Source organism: Pedobacter sp. (assembly GCF_965279535.1).
GTDB lineage: Bacteria > Bacteroidota > Bacteroidia > Sphingobacteriales > Sphingobacteriaceae > Pedobacter.
In genome coordinates this window covers 4,152,973-4,171,033 of the sequence record NZ_OZ257244.1, presented here as the reverse complement: position 1 = coordinate 4,171,033, position 18,061 = coordinate 4,152,973, and the positions used below count along the sequence as shown (strand labels likewise).

The window sequence follows — 18,061 nt, the reverse complement described above, 5'->3', positions numbered from 1 at the left end:
TTTAAGCGGATATGTATTTTTTTATTTCGAGGATAGAATTTCCCCGCAACAGTGCTGCGGATTTTAGCTCACCCGTACTAATCTGAAACTGTTCAGCCCAATAGCGGAGTTCCCTAGGATCATCTACATTTAGCTCGCCGTCATTTGTCCCAAACTCCTGTGGTTCCAGGGAATCAAGATCGCTTTCAGTTTCATGTCTGTCGAGGCAATCATCAGAAGTGACGAATTGTTGGGAATTGATGTCCTTTTCCACTTCATTTCCAAACTTTGGCTGACTGTTTTGCTGATTATCCATAACTATATTTAGATTACTGTTTTTTTCTAACCGGGTAAAATTGATCATAAAAGGACTGAACATGATCAGGCGTTGTACTGCTCAGAATTTTTTGAACATAATCCACTACAGGATCCCCGGTGGTACTGTTGCGGAGATGAGCCTTGAGTTTTTCATCCCAGTTGTTTACAGCTTCAGCAACAGAATTCCCTCTTCCAAGTATCGATTCATGGATATCCTGAGGGAGCACACAGAGAAAACCCGGAGATTCACTAAAAATCACTGCTCCAAGTTTTCCGGCAAGCCCATCAAGTGAGACATCTACCGACTTACGCCTTGGCATTTGACTTAATATATTCGGCAATTTTCGCCCTGGAAGAACTTCCCGACGCTTTAGCCAGTTCCTTGTATTGAGCAGAAGTTACCCCAGCCTGTTTTGCTGCATAAGCAACTTCGCTTGCATCGTTCAGATCAACTTTTGAATCTTCTCTGCCATCCTGTTTCTGTTTGTTATCGCTCATAATATTAGTTTTTATGATATAACTGATCTCAACTGAAAATGGTTTTAAAATCTAAACAATCACCCCTAAAAAGTGCTTTATGGAAGCATCCAGCCGTGTTAAATCGAGTACTCGATAGCGGGCAGGTCTTCATAAATAAAGGGCGTTGATGGTTCAAGTGTCGACAAGAACTCTTTCGCAATCGTGCAGGCATCCATTTGTTTGGCAGGAAACTGACTGGATGCAATCTCGGTGATTCGCTCATCGCTTAAATCCCCGAACATCCATTCATAGGCCAGCTCATCATTTAAAATTGTAGGCATACGTTTTTTGGAATTATGGACCTGTTCCATAAGCGGATTGGCCGGCGCGGTAGTGACAGCGACTGTCTCAACAATTTCCCCGGTTTCCTGATCGGTCCACTCCTGATAAATTGCCGCCATGTAGAAGTATTCCTCGTCCTTAACAGAAATGTAGTAAGGATACTTAACGGCAGTTTTCAAAGGCTCTCCTGTTTTTTTGTTCTTCGGAAATACATGGCGCCACTCGTAAAATCCCGTTGACAGCACCAGGCATCTTCGCTCGCGGGCTGCCTTTGCATAAATCGAGGGACCGCCCTTTTCATTTGAAAAAAGATTTTCGGCCTTTGCATTGAGTGTTGTATATCCGATATGCCATTTACCGGCAGCATCTTTATATCCGTTGCGAAAATTCTTTGCAGCCTCGCGGTTTTTAAGGTAGGGAGGCAAAAAACCCCATTCCATCTGCACGATATCAAAGTTTGTCTGCTCTGCATCTCTTTTTAATACCGCAACGGGTGAATAGGCAAAACCGTTATGAACAGCCCTGTCGAGAAACTGATAATTTTTTACCGCCTTTTCAAGTTGAAGGAGTGAAATAAACTCTGCTCTTGAAACGCGTTGACCATTGTAGTAACACATAATTATTTATTTTTCAAATGTTCAGCAATCTTTTTACCAAAAAATTCTGCCTCTATCTGTCTTCCCTGCGGAACAGATGTCCAGAATGGCCTGTAACCATTCGCTTCGGTTACGTTTAGTGGTGGTCTTCCATCCGAGAACTCGATCCTATATATTTCACTGCCTCCGATCAGATGTGAGGTAACGATCATCTTAATATCGGGCAGGACAATCTCAAAAGCCTCTTCTATTTTCATCATCTTAAAAATACAAAATCTTGAACCAAATAGGAAATAGTTAGTTGATGCCTATAATTACAAAATACGGATCATCTGCTTTCTTGACAATCAAGTCCAGGTGCTCCTCGAAATCAACCAGGTTTAAGACCTCATCTTTTAAGAACGTAGTGAAGACTTCCATATCTGTTTCCTTTGAAATAACCACCTCAAGGGTTTCACTGCTCTTCCACTGGGTAGACTCAATTTCGGGATAGGCTCCCTTTAATAGTGAGGGATATCCTTGTCTGGAAAAAGCCTCTGAGAGCTTGGATGCGATATCCCAGATATGAGGCGCTAGTTCTTCATCAAGTGTGTCCCATTGAAGACCAAGGTTTTCATCACGCCACATGCTTCCGATGTATTTGCCATCAAGCGTCACCCCGTAGCATTCGCCTGAAGTTTCTACGACAGCCTCTTTTATCCCGCTGTCGGTGGGGATTTCAAAAATATATCTTTCCATATTCAGTCCGGGCTCCAATGGTTTTAACGGCTTAGCCAATTTAAAATGTTTTTTTGAGAAAATTAGATAAGCCGTAGTTAAGGAAAATCCGAAAATACCGCCAATGATCAGTTCACTGCGGTGTGCTTTTGCCCAGCTAATGACACTTTTTTCTACCTCGCTAAATAGGCTGGTTACTTCTTTTCTTTCCATTTTGTAACAACAGTTATTTGAGCAGATAGGTTTTGAAAATCAGGAAGATGGGATAAAATCGATTAAGAATTATTATCCATAAATAAGATTTTAAGATCTATTTTATCAAGGATAGTCATCACAGTAAGGAATGCAAACTTTCCACCAAAACGGGAATGTTTTCCACAATTCATTTTTTACTAACATTTTTAGCTTTATGTTTGTTGTATAATTTTATAATACTAAATATAATAGTATTTAATTCAGTAAGTCATGAATGCCAAAAAAGAATTACTTCAGAAATTGCAACAGGATATCCTGTTATGGCAGGGGTTTAAACCCCATTGCACAGGCAATGCCGAACGCATCGGACTGGGAGAGATTGAAAATTCATTTCCTGGTGGTGTTTTTCCCAAAAAGGCAATTCATGAATTTATCACAATTCAGCCGGAGCATTCGGCGGCCAGTGACGGCTTTATCGCCGGGCTACTTTCCGTCCTTATGGAAAATGGTGCGGCCTGTGTGTGGGTAAGCACGACCCGGAATCTCTTCCCCGCTTCTTTGAGCTTATTTAACGTAGAGCCTGAGCGCATTATTTTTATGGATGTTCAGAGCGAAAAGGATGTGCTATGGATTACAGAGGAGGCCATCAAATGTGAGGGGCTTGCGGCGGTTGTGGCAGAACTTAACAATGTGAGTCTTATAGAATCCCGCAGGCTGCAGCTGGCGGTTGAGACCAGTGGTGTTACGGGATTTATCCTGCGCAAGGACGGAAATAAAAAGGCGAGCACCGTGGCAACAGCAAGATGGAAAGTCAGCCCACTTCCTTCAGTTACGCAGGACGGCTTGCCCGGGATCGGATTCCCGCGCTGGCAGGTTGAGCTGCTAAAAGTCCGTAATGGAAATCCGGGAAGCTTTATACTGGAATGGGCAGGCGAAAAATTTGAAGAAATTAAGAAAACAGGTAATCAACCGATTTGGTCTGATCTGGAGGGCAGACAAATTGGATAGCTATTATGCAAAGGCGTTTTGTTTCGATATGGTTCCGCCAATTACTGGCTGACTGGCAGCTTATCCGCCGCCCTGAACTAGCCGAGGTGCCTTTTGTTTTCGCTGCGCCCGACCATGGGCGGATGATGATAACCGCAGTAAATCCATTGGCATTTAGCTTTGGAGTTGAGGTCGGCATGCGTGCAGCGGATGCGAAGGCCATATGTCCCGGGCTCGAGGTTCTGGACGACAAGCCAGGCCGCCCGAAAAACCTGCTAAGGGGACTAGGCGAATGGTGTGTGCGCTATTCGCCCTCTGTATCCATTGACGAATTCGGAATGGACGGACTGTTACTTGACGTTTCAGGCTGTCCGCATCTTTGGGGTGGAGAGCGAGAATACCTGAAAGAAATTGTAAACAGGCTTAAAAGTAAGGGATATACCGTACGCTTAGCGATTGCCGATACACCCGGCGCTGCATGGGCGGTGTCCCGGTTTGGTAAAGTTACGCCATTGATTCCTTCCGGCGAACATGTAGATGCTCTGCTCAGTCTGTCTCCTGAGGCGTTAAGACTGGAAGATACAGTTCTTGCGAAACTTCGTAAACTGGGATTCTATCAGATAAAAAGCTTTATAGGGATGCCCAGATCGGTGCTCCGAAGGCGATTCGGGGAAGATTTTTTATTGCGGCTGGCTCAGGCTATTGGAACTGAAGCAGAAGCGCTTATTCCATTAAAGGTTCCCGTAGCATTTAGCGAAAGGCTAGCCTGCATGGAACCGATCAAAACCAAAACTGCAATTGAGATCGCGATTCAAAAGATGCTTGAAAATCTGTGTAACAGGATGCAATCTGAAGGTAAGGGATTGCGAACAGGAATGTTGACAGGATACCGTATCGATGGAAAAATTGTGCAGGTTTCCATTGGAACCAGTGGCGCTTCGCATAGTGTGAGTCATTTATTCAAACTTTTTCAGTTAAAGATCGATCAGATCCGACCAGCCCTGGGAATTGAACTATTTGTTCTTGATGCGCCAAAGGTGGAGGATGTCGATGTGCCCCAGGAAGAAATGTGGTCATCCAAGCCCGGCCTGAATGATAATAGTGTGATCAGGTTTCTGGACCGTGTTGCCGGAAAGGTTGGTGCGCAAGCAATCCATCGTTTTTTGCCTGCAACCAGATACTGGCCGGAACGTGCAATATCAAAGGCAGCTTCGGTAACAGAAAAGGCCTCAAATCCATGGCGAACGGATAAGCCCCGGCCGACCGAAATGCTTAAGGTTCCCGCCCCTATTGAGGTAATGGCGCTTATTCCGGATCATCCGCCAAAGTTTTTTATTTATAAAGGCGTCCGCCACCTGGTTTCAAAGGCAGACGGTCCCGAGCGGATTGAGCGCGAATGGTGGATGGATAAGGGAGAGCATAGGGATTATTATCAGGTGGAAGATGAAGAAGGATGCCGCTACTGGCTTTTCCGTTCCGGACACTATGGTGGGGAACAACAACACAAGTGGTTTATTCATGGATTTTTTGCTTAAAGGAGATGGGTTATGGCTTACAGTGAATTACAGATTACCTCAAACTTCAGCTTTTTGCGTGGCGCTTCGCATGCGCACGAACTGGTTGAACAGGCCGAAATCTTCGGTTATAAAAAAATAGCCATAACCGACAGGAATACCCTTGCCGGAATTGTACGTGCGCATGCTGCCTGCCGTGAGAAAAACATAAAACTAATTCCCGCCTGCAGGCTGGATCTGCTGGATGGAGGGAGCCTGCTCGCCTATCCGACGGATAGGGAAGCTTATGGCAGGTTGTCCGCACTATTGACATTGGGCAATATGAGAGCAGAAAAGGGCAGCTGCCATATTTCCCGTGCCGATGTTTACGCCCATAGCAAAGGGATTCTTTTTGCCCTTGTAATGCCTGGCGCTTTGAACCGTCGCTTTGAATATGAGGCTAGCTTTATCGCCTCAGTTGCAGAATATCGCGACGCTCTAGGTGGTCAGCTTTACCTTGCTGCAACAAGATCTTATTTGGGAAACGACGATAAGCTGATATTTAGAACTTCACAGCTTTCCAAATTTTACGAAATACCGGTCGTTGCAACAGGCGACATCCATTATCACAATCCTTCACGAAGAGAACTTCAGGATGTACTGACCTGTGTAAGAGAGAAATGCACCATTCAGGAAGCAGGGTTTCGTTTGCATCAAAATGCTGAGCGGTACATGAAAGAGGTGGCTGAGATGGACAGACTTTTCAGAAAATATCCAAGCGCAATTCAAAACACGATGGTCATTTCCGAAGCCTGCAATTTTTCTCTTGATGAGCTCAAATATGTCTACCCCGAAGAAATCAATCCAAGCGGACGCAGTCCGATGGAGGAGCTCGAATTTTTAACCTGGAAAGGTGCTCATGAATTTTATGGCGAGAAGATCCCGGAAAAGGTTGTTAACATGATCCATCATGAGATGGCTTTTGTGAGGCAGATGGATTATGCCAATTACTTCCTTTTTGTTGAGGATATTGTTCGTGAGGCCAGATCCCGCGGGATTCTCTGCCAGGGTCGGGGCTCGGCAGCTAATTCTGCAATTTGCTTCGTGCTGGGTATTACCTCTGTTAATCCGATGAAGTTTGATTTGCTATTTGAGCGCTTCATCTCACCCGCCAGAAACGAGCCTCCCGATATTGATGTCGACTTCGAGCATGAGCGCAGGGAAGAAATCATCCAGTATATCTATACCAAGTATGGACGTGACCGTGCGGCAATCGTTGCAACCGTCACACAGCAACACCAGAAAGGAGCCATCCGGGATGTAGGCAAGGCAATGGGGCTATCTGTTGATACAATCAATCGCCTGTCAACTTCAATATGGGAGTTTACAGATGAATGGTTCGAGGGCAAGCGCGTTACCGAGCAAGGTCTAAATCCAAATGATCCGCACCTTAAGAAAACACTTGAGCTTACTTCCCAAATGATGGGCTTTCCGCGGCAGCTCGGTCAGCATACAGGAGGATTTGTAGTTACGCAAGGGAAGCTTACAGACCTCTGCCCTATCCTAAATGCCCGGATGGAAGACCGCACCAATATCGAATGGAATAAAGATGATATCGATGCGCTGGGTTTTTTAAAGGTGGATGTGCTGGCGCTTGGGATGCTTACCTGCATCAGAAAGGCTTTTGATCTCTGCCGGGATCATTACGGCGTGCAATATACACTGGCCAACATTCCCCAAGATGATCCAGAGGTTTATGATATGATCTGCCTCGCCGATACCCTGGGCGTATTCCAGATCGAAAGCCGGGCGCAGATGTCCATGCTCCCTAGGCTTAAGCCAAGAGAATTTTATGATCTGGTGATAGAGGTCGCGATCGTTCGCCCGGGACCCATTCAGGGAGATATGGTTCATCCATATTTGCGCAGGCGCAGCGGCGAAGAACCTGTTGTCTACCCCTCGCCGGAACTGAAAAAAATTCTTGGACGCACGTTAGGCGTTCCGCTGTTTCAGGAACAGGCGATGAAAATTGCTATAGTAGCGGCAGGCTTTACCCCTGCTGAAGCTGATGGCCTTCGTCGCAGCATGGCAACATTCAAGTTTAAAGGAATGGTGAACCAGTATGAGCAAAAACTCATCGACGGAATGATGAACAAGGGATATACAGAGGAATTTGCAAAAAGGATATTCAGGCAGCTGGAAGGGTTTGGGAGCTATGGATTTCCCGAAAGCCATGCTGCCAGTTTTGCCCTCCTCGTTTATGTATCCTGTTGGCTTAAACACTACTATCCTGACGTTTTCGCTGCCGCATTGCTAAATAGTATGCCGATGGGCTTTTACCAGCCGGCACAAATTGTTATTGATGCGCGGAAGCATTCGGTTCAAGTTCGCGAAGTTGACGTCAACCATTCCTTTTGGGACAATAAACTTGAGGAAAAATCAGGTAAGTATTTTACGCTTCGGTTAGGGTTCAGGCAGATCAATGGCATTAGAGGAGATGACATGGACATTTTGGTCAATGGTCGCGGAAGTGGTTATCAAAGTATTACCGCAATCAGGGATTCGGGAATATCGATTGCCACCTTGGAGCGATTGGCCGATGCAGATGCATTTCATTCGATGGGAATAGATAGGCGAAAAGCACTTTGGGAAGTTTCTGCCCTAAAAGATATGCCGGAGGAACTATTCAAGGGGCAACCGTCTGAAAGCATATTGGAAACACAGGTTGAACTTCCGTTAATGGGCAAGGGAGAGCATGTCGTTCAAGATTATGCCACTACAGGACTTTCTCTAAAAGCACATCCGGTGAGTTTTGTGCGGACTCAGCTCGAAATGCTCAACATCAGAACATGCCATCGCATTAATAATGGTTCGACAGATGGTCAGCTGGTGAAAGTAGCAGGACTGGTATTGGTACGCCAGCGTCCCGGAACGGCAGGCGGGGTATGTTTTATTACTATTGAAGATGAAACAGGCTATTCCAATCTGGTTGTTTTTGAAAAGCTTTTTGAAACCTATAGAAAAGAAATTCTGCATTCGAGGCTTCTCATGGTGGAAGGCAGGTTGCAGCGCGAGGGACAGGTGGTGCACGTGATCGTGAGTAAATGTTTTGATTTTACAAAGATGCTCGGCAAGTTGGTGCAACGGGAGGTTGATGAGCTTCCAGTGTTGACCTTAGCCGGTGGAGATGAAAAAAAATCGTCCTATCCTTCACCGAATAAACGTGCTCAGGTTCGCGAGGATGCCACGAAAAAAGTGTTCCATGAGGGCAGGAATTTTAAATAATTGTTTATTGTCAAAAGAAAACAGTAGGTAAAAGCAGGGTTAAAATGCAATCTGTAAGTTTTAATGAGATAATTTGTTAATATTGAGAATTCTAAGGAAAGGAACTTTTGCTTGGACACGCAACTTAATTAACGACTAACTCAAAAAAATGCCAATTACTGGTGAAGATTTCGAAAAACTTGTGGCGCCTTTCTTCAAAAAGTTGTTTCAAGATATGGGCTTTTTAGTCATTCAGGTAAGAAAACAGACAGCCGGCACTCAAAATGGTTTTGATATCAGTGTTTTGTTTTTAGATGAGAATGAATTGGAGCGAGAATTTTTTATCGAATGTAAATACTATGCTTCCGCCAAGCTGGAATGGTCAGAGATTTTCAGTAAACAGGTACAGCTTGACTCTTCAAACCACGATGCAACAGCATTTATTGCACTTTCTCCGTTGAAAAACCTAAGCAATATTGATCATAACATACAAGCAAAACAAACAAAAGCATTTAAATTCCCTGTTGACTTTTGGACACCCGATAAGGATGTTGAAAAGATGTTTGCATTGGATAAAAAACTATATCAAAAAATATACGACGAGCCCTGTTTACTTGTTTTGGACGAGGAAAAGGAGCTTCAGCGGCTCAAAGTACTTGTCAATTTGTTGATTAGCAAAAAAGATCTGCTTAGACATGCAAATCTAATAAAGATCCCTGATGCCACTTCACCCATTAACGGTGATGAAGAAATGGTGACATCACTTGATATCAAATTAAACGCAATATGCAAGTCAGATGATCAGTATCGGATTATCTATCACAAAGCAAGAGCTGACTATAAAGTATATCTCGAAAGTTTAGTTGATGTACATTCGGAGCTTAGAACCAATATTTTAAATTGGGAGGAAAATATGAGACTAAAGGCATCGCGACTTACGCATAACTTTAAGATGGACGATTCCTACACTCCCCAAAAGTTCTTCAGTGACTTTTTTAATGAAGCGGAAAAGGAAATATTAACCTTTTATGGAGAAAATGAACTAAAGGGAGATAAAGAAAAATTATTATGCGGAATTGTATTTGAGTTAGCAGCACAATGCCCATTAGATTGGAGGAAAAATGGAACTGATTAATCACTTAATACAAAATATTACCGAGAAAGGCTTAACACCAAGCATCAACCTGGATAGACCGCTCTTTGTCCAACCAGAAGACCGTATGGAGTTCCGGGCCGCAAGAATTGCGGTAATTCTTGGTATACTTAACACGAAAAATGGATTAAGTAAAAACGTTATTGCATGTGTTGATTTTCTTCTAAGAAATGAAGCCTTCCAGTCTAAATTCATTTTGGAATACTTCAACGGCAAAAAAAATATTGTTGATAAGATTAAGAAATTCGAGACAACACAACAAGTGGAAATTGACTTCAATATTGTCCAATATAAAAGTGTGCCATGGGACATCAGGTTCAATGATATGTTTATGTATTTATATACCAGAAATCTTTTGGCCTATAAATCTGATAAGGATCAAAAAAATATCAGATTATTTCTAACCGATACTGGTAAAACATATTTTGAAAAAATAAAGGATGCATTTCCTCGTGAACATAATTTTCTTGATCTTTTTGGTACAAGCATAGTTGAAGAAAAACTAATTAAAATAATAACTGAAGTAATACCTAATTCCTATTGGAAACAGAATGCCACGTTTGATAATAAATAAACTAATCTACCATATCCAAACTGATGATGGTAAAAAATATGGTGCTGAAATTCCTTTTCGGGATGGTCTAAATATTATTTTTGGACCTAACTCAGTCGGGAAGACAAGTATTGTAACAGGTATAGTCTATGGGTTGGGAGCCGAAAAAGGTTTAGGTGTTTTTAAATCGATACAAAACCCTTTCAAACCGGAATTCTATAAAGAAATAGATAATAAAAGGGTTGCGAGATCTTATTTGTTATTGGAAATCTCCAATGGTGAGGATGTAGTAACGATTTTTCGATACATAGCTGGCGGAGATAATACAATAGCTGCAATAAAATCTTGTCCTGCTGACCAATTCTATACCAACCCAGAATCGGAAAGGCTAATAGTTGTCGGTGAAGGTGTTTTTTCTGAGAACGGCTTTCAAACATTTCTTTTTAGTTTTTTGGGTCTGCGCCAAGTTGAATTACCAACCTATGATCGTAAACTATCCAAATTATATTTCGAGAATATCTTGCCTTTATTTTTTGTTGAACAAAGGGCGGGATGGTCTCAGATTCAAGCCCGTCAGGTCTTAAGGTATAATATCAAAGACATCAAAAAGGTAGCATTTGAATTTCTTTTTGGAATGGATCGTTTTAAAATTCACATCAGTGAGATACGTTTGAAGGAACTTGATTTAGAGCTTAAAAAAATAATTGAAGAGTTATCTGGAAAAGAGGAAAACCTGTTTGTTATATCTGATGGTGAGAAGTCGGAAGATGTACTTATAGTCAATACCGACTCTATTGGTAAAGCCAGTATAAGCGACTACATTAACTACCTTGACGAGCGTTATAAAGTCGAGGCAAATTTGGTAGAAAGTGCGGCAAATCCAGTTACAGACTTTGAAGATTCCAAAATAAATCTTCGCGAGAAAATAAAGGTTGCGAACTATCAGTTGAGGAAAGCTAACGAGAGGCTAGAAAAAATAAGTCTAGAAATAAATGAATATGAGAAATATTTGGAGCGGATACAGCTGAATAAATATAAAAATAAACAGCTTAAAAAGATTAAGGAGGCTGAAACGGAAATAAATATAACCACATGTCCGGTTTGCGAAGCTAAATTGTTGTCTACTGAGGATGACGAATGCAAATTATGTCATAGTGATTTGAGAAAGAAATTGTCAACCCCTGATCAAAATCTGAAGTTTTTGGAAGATGAGGAAGCTACGTTTAAAAAAGTCATTGAAAAGCGATTGTTGGATAGACGCAAGGTTTTTGAACAAAGGAATAATCTAAAAGATGAAATTTCTGGTTTGGAGAAAGAATTAGATCATCAAATTACGACTTTTGCTGGTAGTGACTTTGCGATTTTAAGGCAAAGAATATTGAATGCCGATTCATTATATAAAGACCTCGAACGTTTCAAACGCGTAAGTGAGCGATGGAATGGACTTACATCATTGCGACAGAAAATCAAAACCGATCAGGCTGCTTTAGATAAACTAAAAGCGGAAGTGGACGCTTATAAGCAAACCGCGGATGACCAGAAAACCATCGATACAATAAAAACATTTCTGCAGGAAAACGTAAAAAGCTTAGGCCTTTTTAAGAAGAATCGTGAACTAATAGCTGCGATTAGACTTGATGCATCGGATAACTATACACCATATCTAGACAATTACGACATTTATAACATCAGTAGTTCAAGTGATAACATTAGAATCATCCTAAGTTATTACTTAGCACTATTACAAACATCTATTGAATTGAAAACTAAAGGGAAGATTATTTTTCCAGACATATTAGTACTTGATGAGCCCAAACAGCAAAACTTAGATAACGATTCCCTGATAGATTGTATAAAAGTTATGGCCGATCTGCCGGTTAATTCTGGTCAGATAATTTTAACGACATATAGTGAATTACCTGAAGATAAACTGAAATTGAGTGAATACATAGTGTACGAGATGCATTCTAAAACAGATTACCTATTAAAACCGATTTAAAAATACCTTGAATTTTTATGGAAGTAAACTTTTAAGTAGCTTAATTTCACCAACGATGACAAATTGATGATTTCGCTTAGTCTGATTAGGTTGTTACGAAAATTTGAGTCAATAAGTTCCGCTCAAATTGACCACCAAAACATATTCATTGATGAGAGATTAAGGCCCCAAATTCTTGGATGTTTAATTCGCTGCGGAATCGCCTGGTTAGTGGCTGATTTCGAATCAATGATACCGAAGTTTCCATCCTCTTCACAAATTATAAGAAGCGTTATCAAATTTCGGAGATTTTTAATATCCACATCGAAAATGGAAATTTGAGACACCAGTAAAAAAACCAACTGTATGCAATTTCTCCATGTAACAGGTTACACCGAGGTGTATCTTGAGCCAATCCCAAAAGACACACTTACTTTTGTATCGGGCTATCCTACGGATACGTTGTTGATAAGGCTCTCGAAGATTAATGCCATGCTATTTCAGCAAATGGACAACCAGATGATCGATCCAGAGATACTCAGAGAAGCAGTCTTTTGCGACGTCCCTGGTTTTGAGCGAGTGACGGAATTCCGCCCCCTATTTACCGATGAAAAAAGATGGTTTGCCGAAGGTCCGATTGGTTTGCTGATTATGGACCTACTCAAGAATTTTAAGATGATCGAGACACTGACTCCTATCGAACCTTTGGAGTTTGCTCGAAACCTTTTCAAGACTATGTTAATCTATAATGATCTTTATTATGGCAGGCCGAAGGGAATTGTTTTTGAATCGCTTGAAGGTTTATTCACCATGGAAACAATGCAGCAGGGGTATCTGAGGGCAAAAGGGGTGATGAAAATTGATACCTTTACCAAGTTTCTCTTCATGAGCAAATTTCTTGATAGCGATGAACTGCTTAAAGAAGAAGCGGACATGTATTGCGAGAAGATGAAGATTGAAAACCCCGGGACTTTTGCTAAGTTTTTCCTTGCCGTACTTGGCTCGGCTATCCATCCTCAAAACTGGGGCAACCACATGTTAGACCTTTCTCATTTTTGGCCGGAAAAATTGATGAGGGAATTTGGGGCAGAACCTATGGAATTAGCTGGTAAGGAAAAGGTTTCACTTAATATGGATGTAGTCACCAAGCCATTTTTATTCCTAAGTCCGAAAAAAATTCTCGTCCTCGACTACAATTTTTTCCAGTATGCACTAGAAAATGGTTTCCTGTACTCTTTGTATCACCATAGCTCTGAGAAACTGAAGAGCAAGTTTAAAACCTACGCAAATTTTAAAGCCTATATCGCGCTGGAATTCTTTGAAAAATACCTTGTCGGTAGTCTGCTCGGTGAAATATTTCATAAAAGGAGTCAACAGCTTATCTCCACTGAGAAGTATCAAGATTTTATCGTCCGTGCTTCGAGCTGTGATGTTTTCGTGTTTGAGGTGAAGATGAACGATCTACATCCCAACACCTTCGAAAATTTGGACTATAAGGAATTTACCAAAGAATTTTTGGACAAGCGTTTCCTTTCAGATAAGATAAATGGCAATAAGGATAAAGGGGTAGGTCAGATTATTAGACAGCTTGGACATCTTTCAGAACCGAATAGCGACCTTCGGAACAAGCTTGGCATCACGCGTTCGGAAAAAATGAACATATATCCTGTAATCATCTGCTCAGAGCACCATATGAATATCGCGGGGGTGAATCACTATCTTAATGAAGGTTTTCAACAAAAGAGCAAGAATCTGAAGGGTAATTTCCAGACCATCAAGCCGCTAACAGTCGTCCATATTGATTTTCTGATCAAGTACTTTGGGCCGCTCAGGCGTAAACCTGCGCTTTTTGCCGAATGGTTGAGCGGTTATCATCGCAGCAGAAAGGGGCTTGAAAAACTCTATGATGAGAAAGGAGGCCCAATAACCTATCTTCTATCCAAAAGGTCACTGTTTGGCTACATGGAAATGAAAAAGAATTTCCCAAGCCCATATAAGGCGACTGTAGACGAGATAGAAAAGTGCTTTGATTTGGAGACACAGGGTGTTTAAAATGCACTGGGCATTCGAGGTCAAACGGTATAAAAACGTTAGCTGCCAATGGTTATGCTCAAATCTATACTTTGCAAATAACGCTTATAGCCGCCATTAACTTAATGAAGCGGTTTGGCATAGGCTTAATCTTGGTTGATGGCATCTTCTCTTCTAACTGGCGGCTCATACTTTTTGCCATCCCTGATTGCGCTGCAGATTGAAGGGTTCGAGAATAGGATGTTTTCGATATCGGAGCTTTGAAGGATAAGGCCCTTGATCTTTGTGGTCATAAATGTTAACATATCCTTTCCCCTTTTACTAATAGTTTCCCTATCCCAGCCTTCACTTATGGCTACATCGATTTCATTATATGATCCGGTTTTGAAACGTTCCCTTTTATCTGACCAGCTCCTGTTACCAAGAGATGAGTTTTTCCCGTTTTTAAGAATAGTAAGATTACCTAGGGTATGCAGCAATACCTTTGTTCCATGATAGGCATGCTCTTCGGTCAGGTTTTCAAAAACCGAACTTACCTGCTGTTGCCAGTTGGCTTCATATTCCTGGGGAATAATATGTTCAATGGTTGTTGAATCAAAATCCGAAAGATCTACCTTGTCATTAGTCTCTTTATAATGATATTTAAGGTGTTCCTCATATTCGAACAGAAAATATTTAAGTGCACCCCAGCGGTGGAAACCCTTCGGTCCGCGCTCGTAGCCATATAACCCATTAAAGTAGTTCACCATATTCGCCGTTAAAACTGGAATGTCCAATTGCTCATTCAAACGGGCCATGACAAGCACTGCTGATAGGTTGCCATTATAGATATCCCTTGCCCAGGTAGCAAAGGAACGCTCATCAATTACCCCAAGCCCCTGAATCCGATTACGGAACATGATGCGCTCGAGCTTGTCCAATGCCTGATCCAGTTTCCCTGGTTCCCATTCAAATGATTTTAGTTGAGTGAGAAAAATCTTCATTTCCTTTCCACCATTTAAAAGTAGTACCTTATTTATCATCGGATGACTAGAGTTATGGATTTCGTACCATTTTGGGGCAAATGCAGAAAGCTTCAAGATATAGTCTTGAATTTTTTCATAACTGACTGGACTTTCCTTGGTATTTTCCTCTCCCGAGTCATATTGTTCGGCACGGTTGGAGAATATTTCAAAGACTTTTTCCTCGGCAAGTTTTTCAGAAAAAACAGCATCCTTAGGTGTCCGGACCAATGATAGATGTGCAGATAGAAAGATGTCCTCATCGAGAATCTGTTCTGGATTTTTAGCCAGCCAGTTGTATATGATGCCCCAGGATCTGTTCACGTCATTCCTTAGCGACTTGCGGTCTTCATCCGCCAATCCCAGTTTTTCGGTCAGGTGCATTAGGCGGTTCTTTAGTTTTTCGAGCGTGGATAAAGGCTTCCCCCTGTTGTTCATCGTTTCGAAAACGGCCTGAACGTCAAGATCCTGCTCAATTTCACGAAAATCAAATTTTAAGGCTGTAGTTACCTTCAAAAAGATAATTTCCCGATCTTGACTGGTAAGCGGTTTGATTCTTTGCTCAAAAAAATCCTTGGCCTGGGATAGATTTTTGCTGTACAAGTTAAATTGACTTTCATCAAACACAGTACCGGAATGCTCGAATATTTTATTCAGAAGATAGGCATAGTTCTTGTCTGATTGGAAATAACAGAAACGGTAAATCCTACTGGCACCACTTCTGTTTGATCTGAATATGTATGCTTTTTCTAGGTCTTCCCTTGTTTCATTACAATATCCTTCCCCTGCATATTTTAAAAGTACTTGAAGCAAAATGCTAATGGTGGTCAACCGTTGCTGTCCATCTACTACGTTATAGAAAGTGAAGCCCGTAAGCCATCTTTCGATTTCCTCTGGTTGAGCAGCCTCTACGTAAATGGTTCCAGTATAATGCGGTCGCAAGCATCCATTAATTTCAGAAATCTCCAGTATATCCTCCCAAAGCTCCCGAAGCTGTTTATGTCCCCAGGCATAACCGCGCTGGTAGTCGGGAATCCTATAAATTTTTTGACCGAATAGATCTGAGAGGTTAATAGCTTTCATCGTGCTTTTAAATTGAAATTTAGAGGCCACAAGGTAACCTTTTCTAGTCTTGCAGTCAATGGCAAACAAGCGTTTTTTGCACAAAAAATGAGACTGATAGCCATTGAATATTTTAGTTTCCATGGCCGTAAATCATTTGGTGTTTTTTTCTCTCGGTGCTTTGGAAGGGTGTAAAACGGCAAAGCTTCGGCTAAAGTACAGATGATATCACACCTATTTTTGCATAGAGGAAAAGTCGAAAATCACTTGTCGTTTATCGATTGGAATGGGTGTTTTACCTTTAACAATTGGCACTGCAATAGTCGCTGGCCCAATTTGTTTTTTATGAATATCAGAATAGAAATTTTAATCAGAAAAGGCATGATGTGCAAAACTTGCGAAGCAGAAACTCAACCGCTTCAAAAGTTTGGTGTATGCAGATATGGCGATTTCAAAGCCCAGATTTGCCTGTCCTTTGGAATATCAAAGATTATTTGTATAATAGGGCGGTCCAACGCCCCTAAAAGGGGGCGCAATAAAAAATTGCGATAGCTATGGACTATAACCAAATCATCAAATTAGTTGCCGTCATCGGCGGGTCTGCAAATGTCGGTATTGCGCTCACACTTATCTATAAGTTTATATTAAGGAAGAGGCCTTTGGAGGAAACAGAAGAATTTGACAGCAAGGGAAGGGTATTGAAACGCCATAAAAAATTCAGGTAACAGGATGCAATCTAATGGACGAAAATTTATTCGTGTCACTTTGCTATGCTAGATTTGGCCTTCGGGGTATTGGTTACCTTCCAAAGCTTGTAATTTATATTGTACATAATCTTGAAGGCCGCGCTTGCTTTTCAATCAATTCCTCCCAGTCGATGCTATGGGCATCCCACTTCAGGCAGAACTGTCCAAGATCTAATGATGGAGGCAGCTGATAATTACTTCCGTTCCATCTTTTCGGTCTTATACTAAAATTTATAAAAAAGCGGGGATGTCTAAAGCAGATAAATATTTGGCGCAATCGTATTTGGATGGCATCAAATATAAATATTACTGAGAATGCAATACCCTTAAATAGTGTCAAGCAAGTTTAAGTTTGATAAAAGTCTCAGCAAAACCTGCTGCAAATTCGTGACTATGGTTCACAGTGACCGTTTCTTTGTTATACTGGGCCTTTACAGTCCAATTGTAAGAGCCATGAACAACAGTCTTCAAATCAATGATACAGAATTTATGATGCATCAGGTTTTTGTATGTGCCTTGAGGTAATTTGTAATAAGCTTCAAAGTGCTGTAGAACTTTTGACTTTAGCTTTGCATTAATATCATCGTCCATTGCTACAATCTGGATATTGACACCAGCAATTTTCTTTGCGTGTAATTCCCTTAATAAATCCAAATCTGTTAGCCACGCGACGGCTACCCAGATCAAAAACTTGGCTTTCCTGATCTCATCTATAATAATTCCTCTGTTTTCCTCAAAATATGCTTCAATTTTTATAGGATCTTGTATAAGCGCACCGCTTATCTTATAGCCACCATTTCCAGCATCTACAAACTCATATCCATCTTCTTTGATAACAACATTTATTGTCTTTACTGCCGCATTAAGGTCTAGACCAGATTCAAGAAAATGGACTTTAGACACAACTGTTTCGAGCAAGGCTTGCATTTCCTTAGTGCCATTAATCTCTTTAAGCTTTTCTACAACATACGCATTTCTGGAAAGAGCATTTGGCATCCCCCCGTTCCCCCATTCATAAACATCCTTAAAGCCAACACTATGGAAAAGCGTGAGTATTTCCGGCCCTGACAATTTAGGGAACGATTCTTTATCGCCAGAAATATAGGTCTTAAGTCTGTCTAGTGTCAGGGGTGATAATTTCATTGTGGAGTTGTCCAATTGATTACGGCTAATCTAGAAATTATTAT

At 41.4% G+C, this 18,061-nt stretch carries 15 protein-coding genes; 7 read left to right on the top strand and 8 right to left on the bottom strand.

What is annotated here, in order from left to right; all coding sequences use genetic code 11:
- Position 1: 1 nt before the first annotated feature.
- From ACQY77_RS17125 to ACQY77_RS17100, 6 genes are all read right to left on the bottom strand, one after another.
- Positions 2-295, bottom strand: coding sequence for a DUF3606 domain-containing protein (locus ACQY77_RS17125; RefSeq protein ID WP_056095131.1), 294 nt, complete (start codon positions 293-295; stop codon positions 2-4).
- Positions 296-308: 13 nt separating this feature from the next.
- Positions 309-617 (bottom strand): hypothetical protein, encoded by a 309-nt coding sequence (locus tag ACQY77_RS17120; RefSeq protein ID WP_056095133.1) that lies wholly within the window; start codon positions 615-617, stop codon positions 309-311.
- Positions 604-795 (bottom strand): DUF3606 domain-containing protein, encoded by a 192-nt coding sequence (locus ACQY77_RS17115; protein ID WP_056095135.1) that lies wholly within the window; start codon positions 793-795, stop codon positions 604-606. The genes ACQY77_RS17120 and ACQY77_RS17115 overlap by 14 nt, the downstream gene beginning before the upstream one ends.
- Before the next feature lie 98 nt (positions 796-893).
- On the bottom strand, positions 894-1,715 hold the full coding sequence (locus ACQY77_RS17110; RefSeq protein WP_056095137.1) for an SOS response-associated peptidase: 822 nt from the start codon (positions 1,713-1,715) through the stop codon (positions 894-896).
- A 2-nt stretch (positions 1,716-1,717) separates the two neighbouring features.
- Positions 1,718-1,954: a hypothetical protein gene (locus ACQY77_RS17105; RefSeq protein WP_147273668.1), complete on the bottom strand. Its 237-nt coding sequence runs from the start codon at positions 1,952-1,954 to the stop codon at positions 1,718-1,720.
- Between the two features lie 37 nt (positions 1,955-1,991).
- Positions 1,992-2,624, bottom strand: a complete 633-nt coding sequence (locus ACQY77_RS17100) for a hypothetical protein (RefSeq protein WP_056095141.1) — start codon at positions 2,622-2,624, stop codon at positions 1,992-1,994.
- 252 nt (positions 2,625-2,876) lie between these two features.
- Here ACQY77_RS17100 and ACQY77_RS17095 point away from each other — a divergent pair, with 252 nt between their 5' ends.
- The 7 genes from ACQY77_RS17095 (at position 2,877) to ACQY77_RS17065 (ending at position 14,086) form a co-directional block, all read left to right on the top strand.
- Positions 2,877-3,614 (top strand): ImuA family protein, encoded by a 738-nt coding sequence (locus ACQY77_RS17095; protein ID WP_056095144.1) that lies wholly within the window; start codon positions 2,877-2,879, stop codon positions 3,612-3,614.
- A gap of 5 nt (positions 3,615-3,619) precedes the next feature.
- Positions 3,620-5,128, top strand: a complete 1,509-nt coding sequence (locus tag ACQY77_RS17090; protein ID WP_056095147.1) for a Y-family DNA polymerase — start codon at positions 3,620-3,622, stop codon at positions 5,126-5,128.
- A gap of 12 nt (positions 5,129-5,140) precedes the next feature.
- A complete protein-coding gene (locus ACQY77_RS17085; protein ID WP_421941046.1) occupies positions 5,141-8,371 on the top strand; it encodes an error-prone DNA polymerase in 3,231 nt (1,076 codons plus the stop codon).
- 148 nt (positions 8,372-8,519) lie between these two features.
- Entirely contained in the window at positions 8,520-9,485 is a 966-nt protein-coding gene (locus tag ACQY77_RS17080; protein WP_115404617.1) for a restriction endonuclease, read from the top strand.
- A complete protein-coding gene (locus ACQY77_RS17075; protein WP_056095155.1) occupies positions 9,472-10,077 on the top strand; it encodes a hypothetical protein in 606 nt (201 codons plus the stop codon). Before ACQY77_RS17080 ends, ACQY77_RS17075 begins: the two co-directional genes overlap by 14 nt.
- A complete protein-coding gene (locus ACQY77_RS17070; RefSeq protein WP_056095160.1) occupies positions 10,055-12,055 on the top strand; it encodes an AAA family ATPase in 2,001 nt (666 codons plus the stop codon). The genes ACQY77_RS17075 and ACQY77_RS17070 overlap by 23 nt, the downstream gene beginning before the upstream one ends.
- A 345-nt stretch (positions 12,056-12,400) precedes the next feature.
- Positions 12,401-14,086, top strand: a complete 1,686-nt coding sequence (locus ACQY77_RS17065) for a hypothetical protein (RefSeq protein ID WP_056095163.1) — start codon at positions 12,401-12,403, stop codon at positions 14,084-14,086.
- 125 nt (positions 14,087-14,211) lie between these two features.
- Here ACQY77_RS17065 and ACQY77_RS17060 read toward each other — a convergent pair whose 3' ends face one another.
- The gene (locus ACQY77_RS17060; RefSeq protein WP_158542224.1) at positions 14,212-16,149 is read right to left on the bottom strand and encodes a DUF262 domain-containing protein; all 1,938 of its coding nucleotides are present in this window, start codon (positions 16,147-16,149) and stop codon (positions 14,212-14,214) included.
- A gap of 1,061 nt (positions 16,150-17,210) precedes the next feature.
- Positions 17,211-18,017: a phospholipase D-like domain-containing protein gene (locus tag ACQY77_RS17055; protein ID WP_056095173.1), complete on the bottom strand. Its 807-nt coding sequence runs from the start codon at positions 18,015-18,017 to the stop codon at positions 17,211-17,213.
- Between the last annotated feature and the right edge of the window lie 44 nt (positions 18,018-18,061).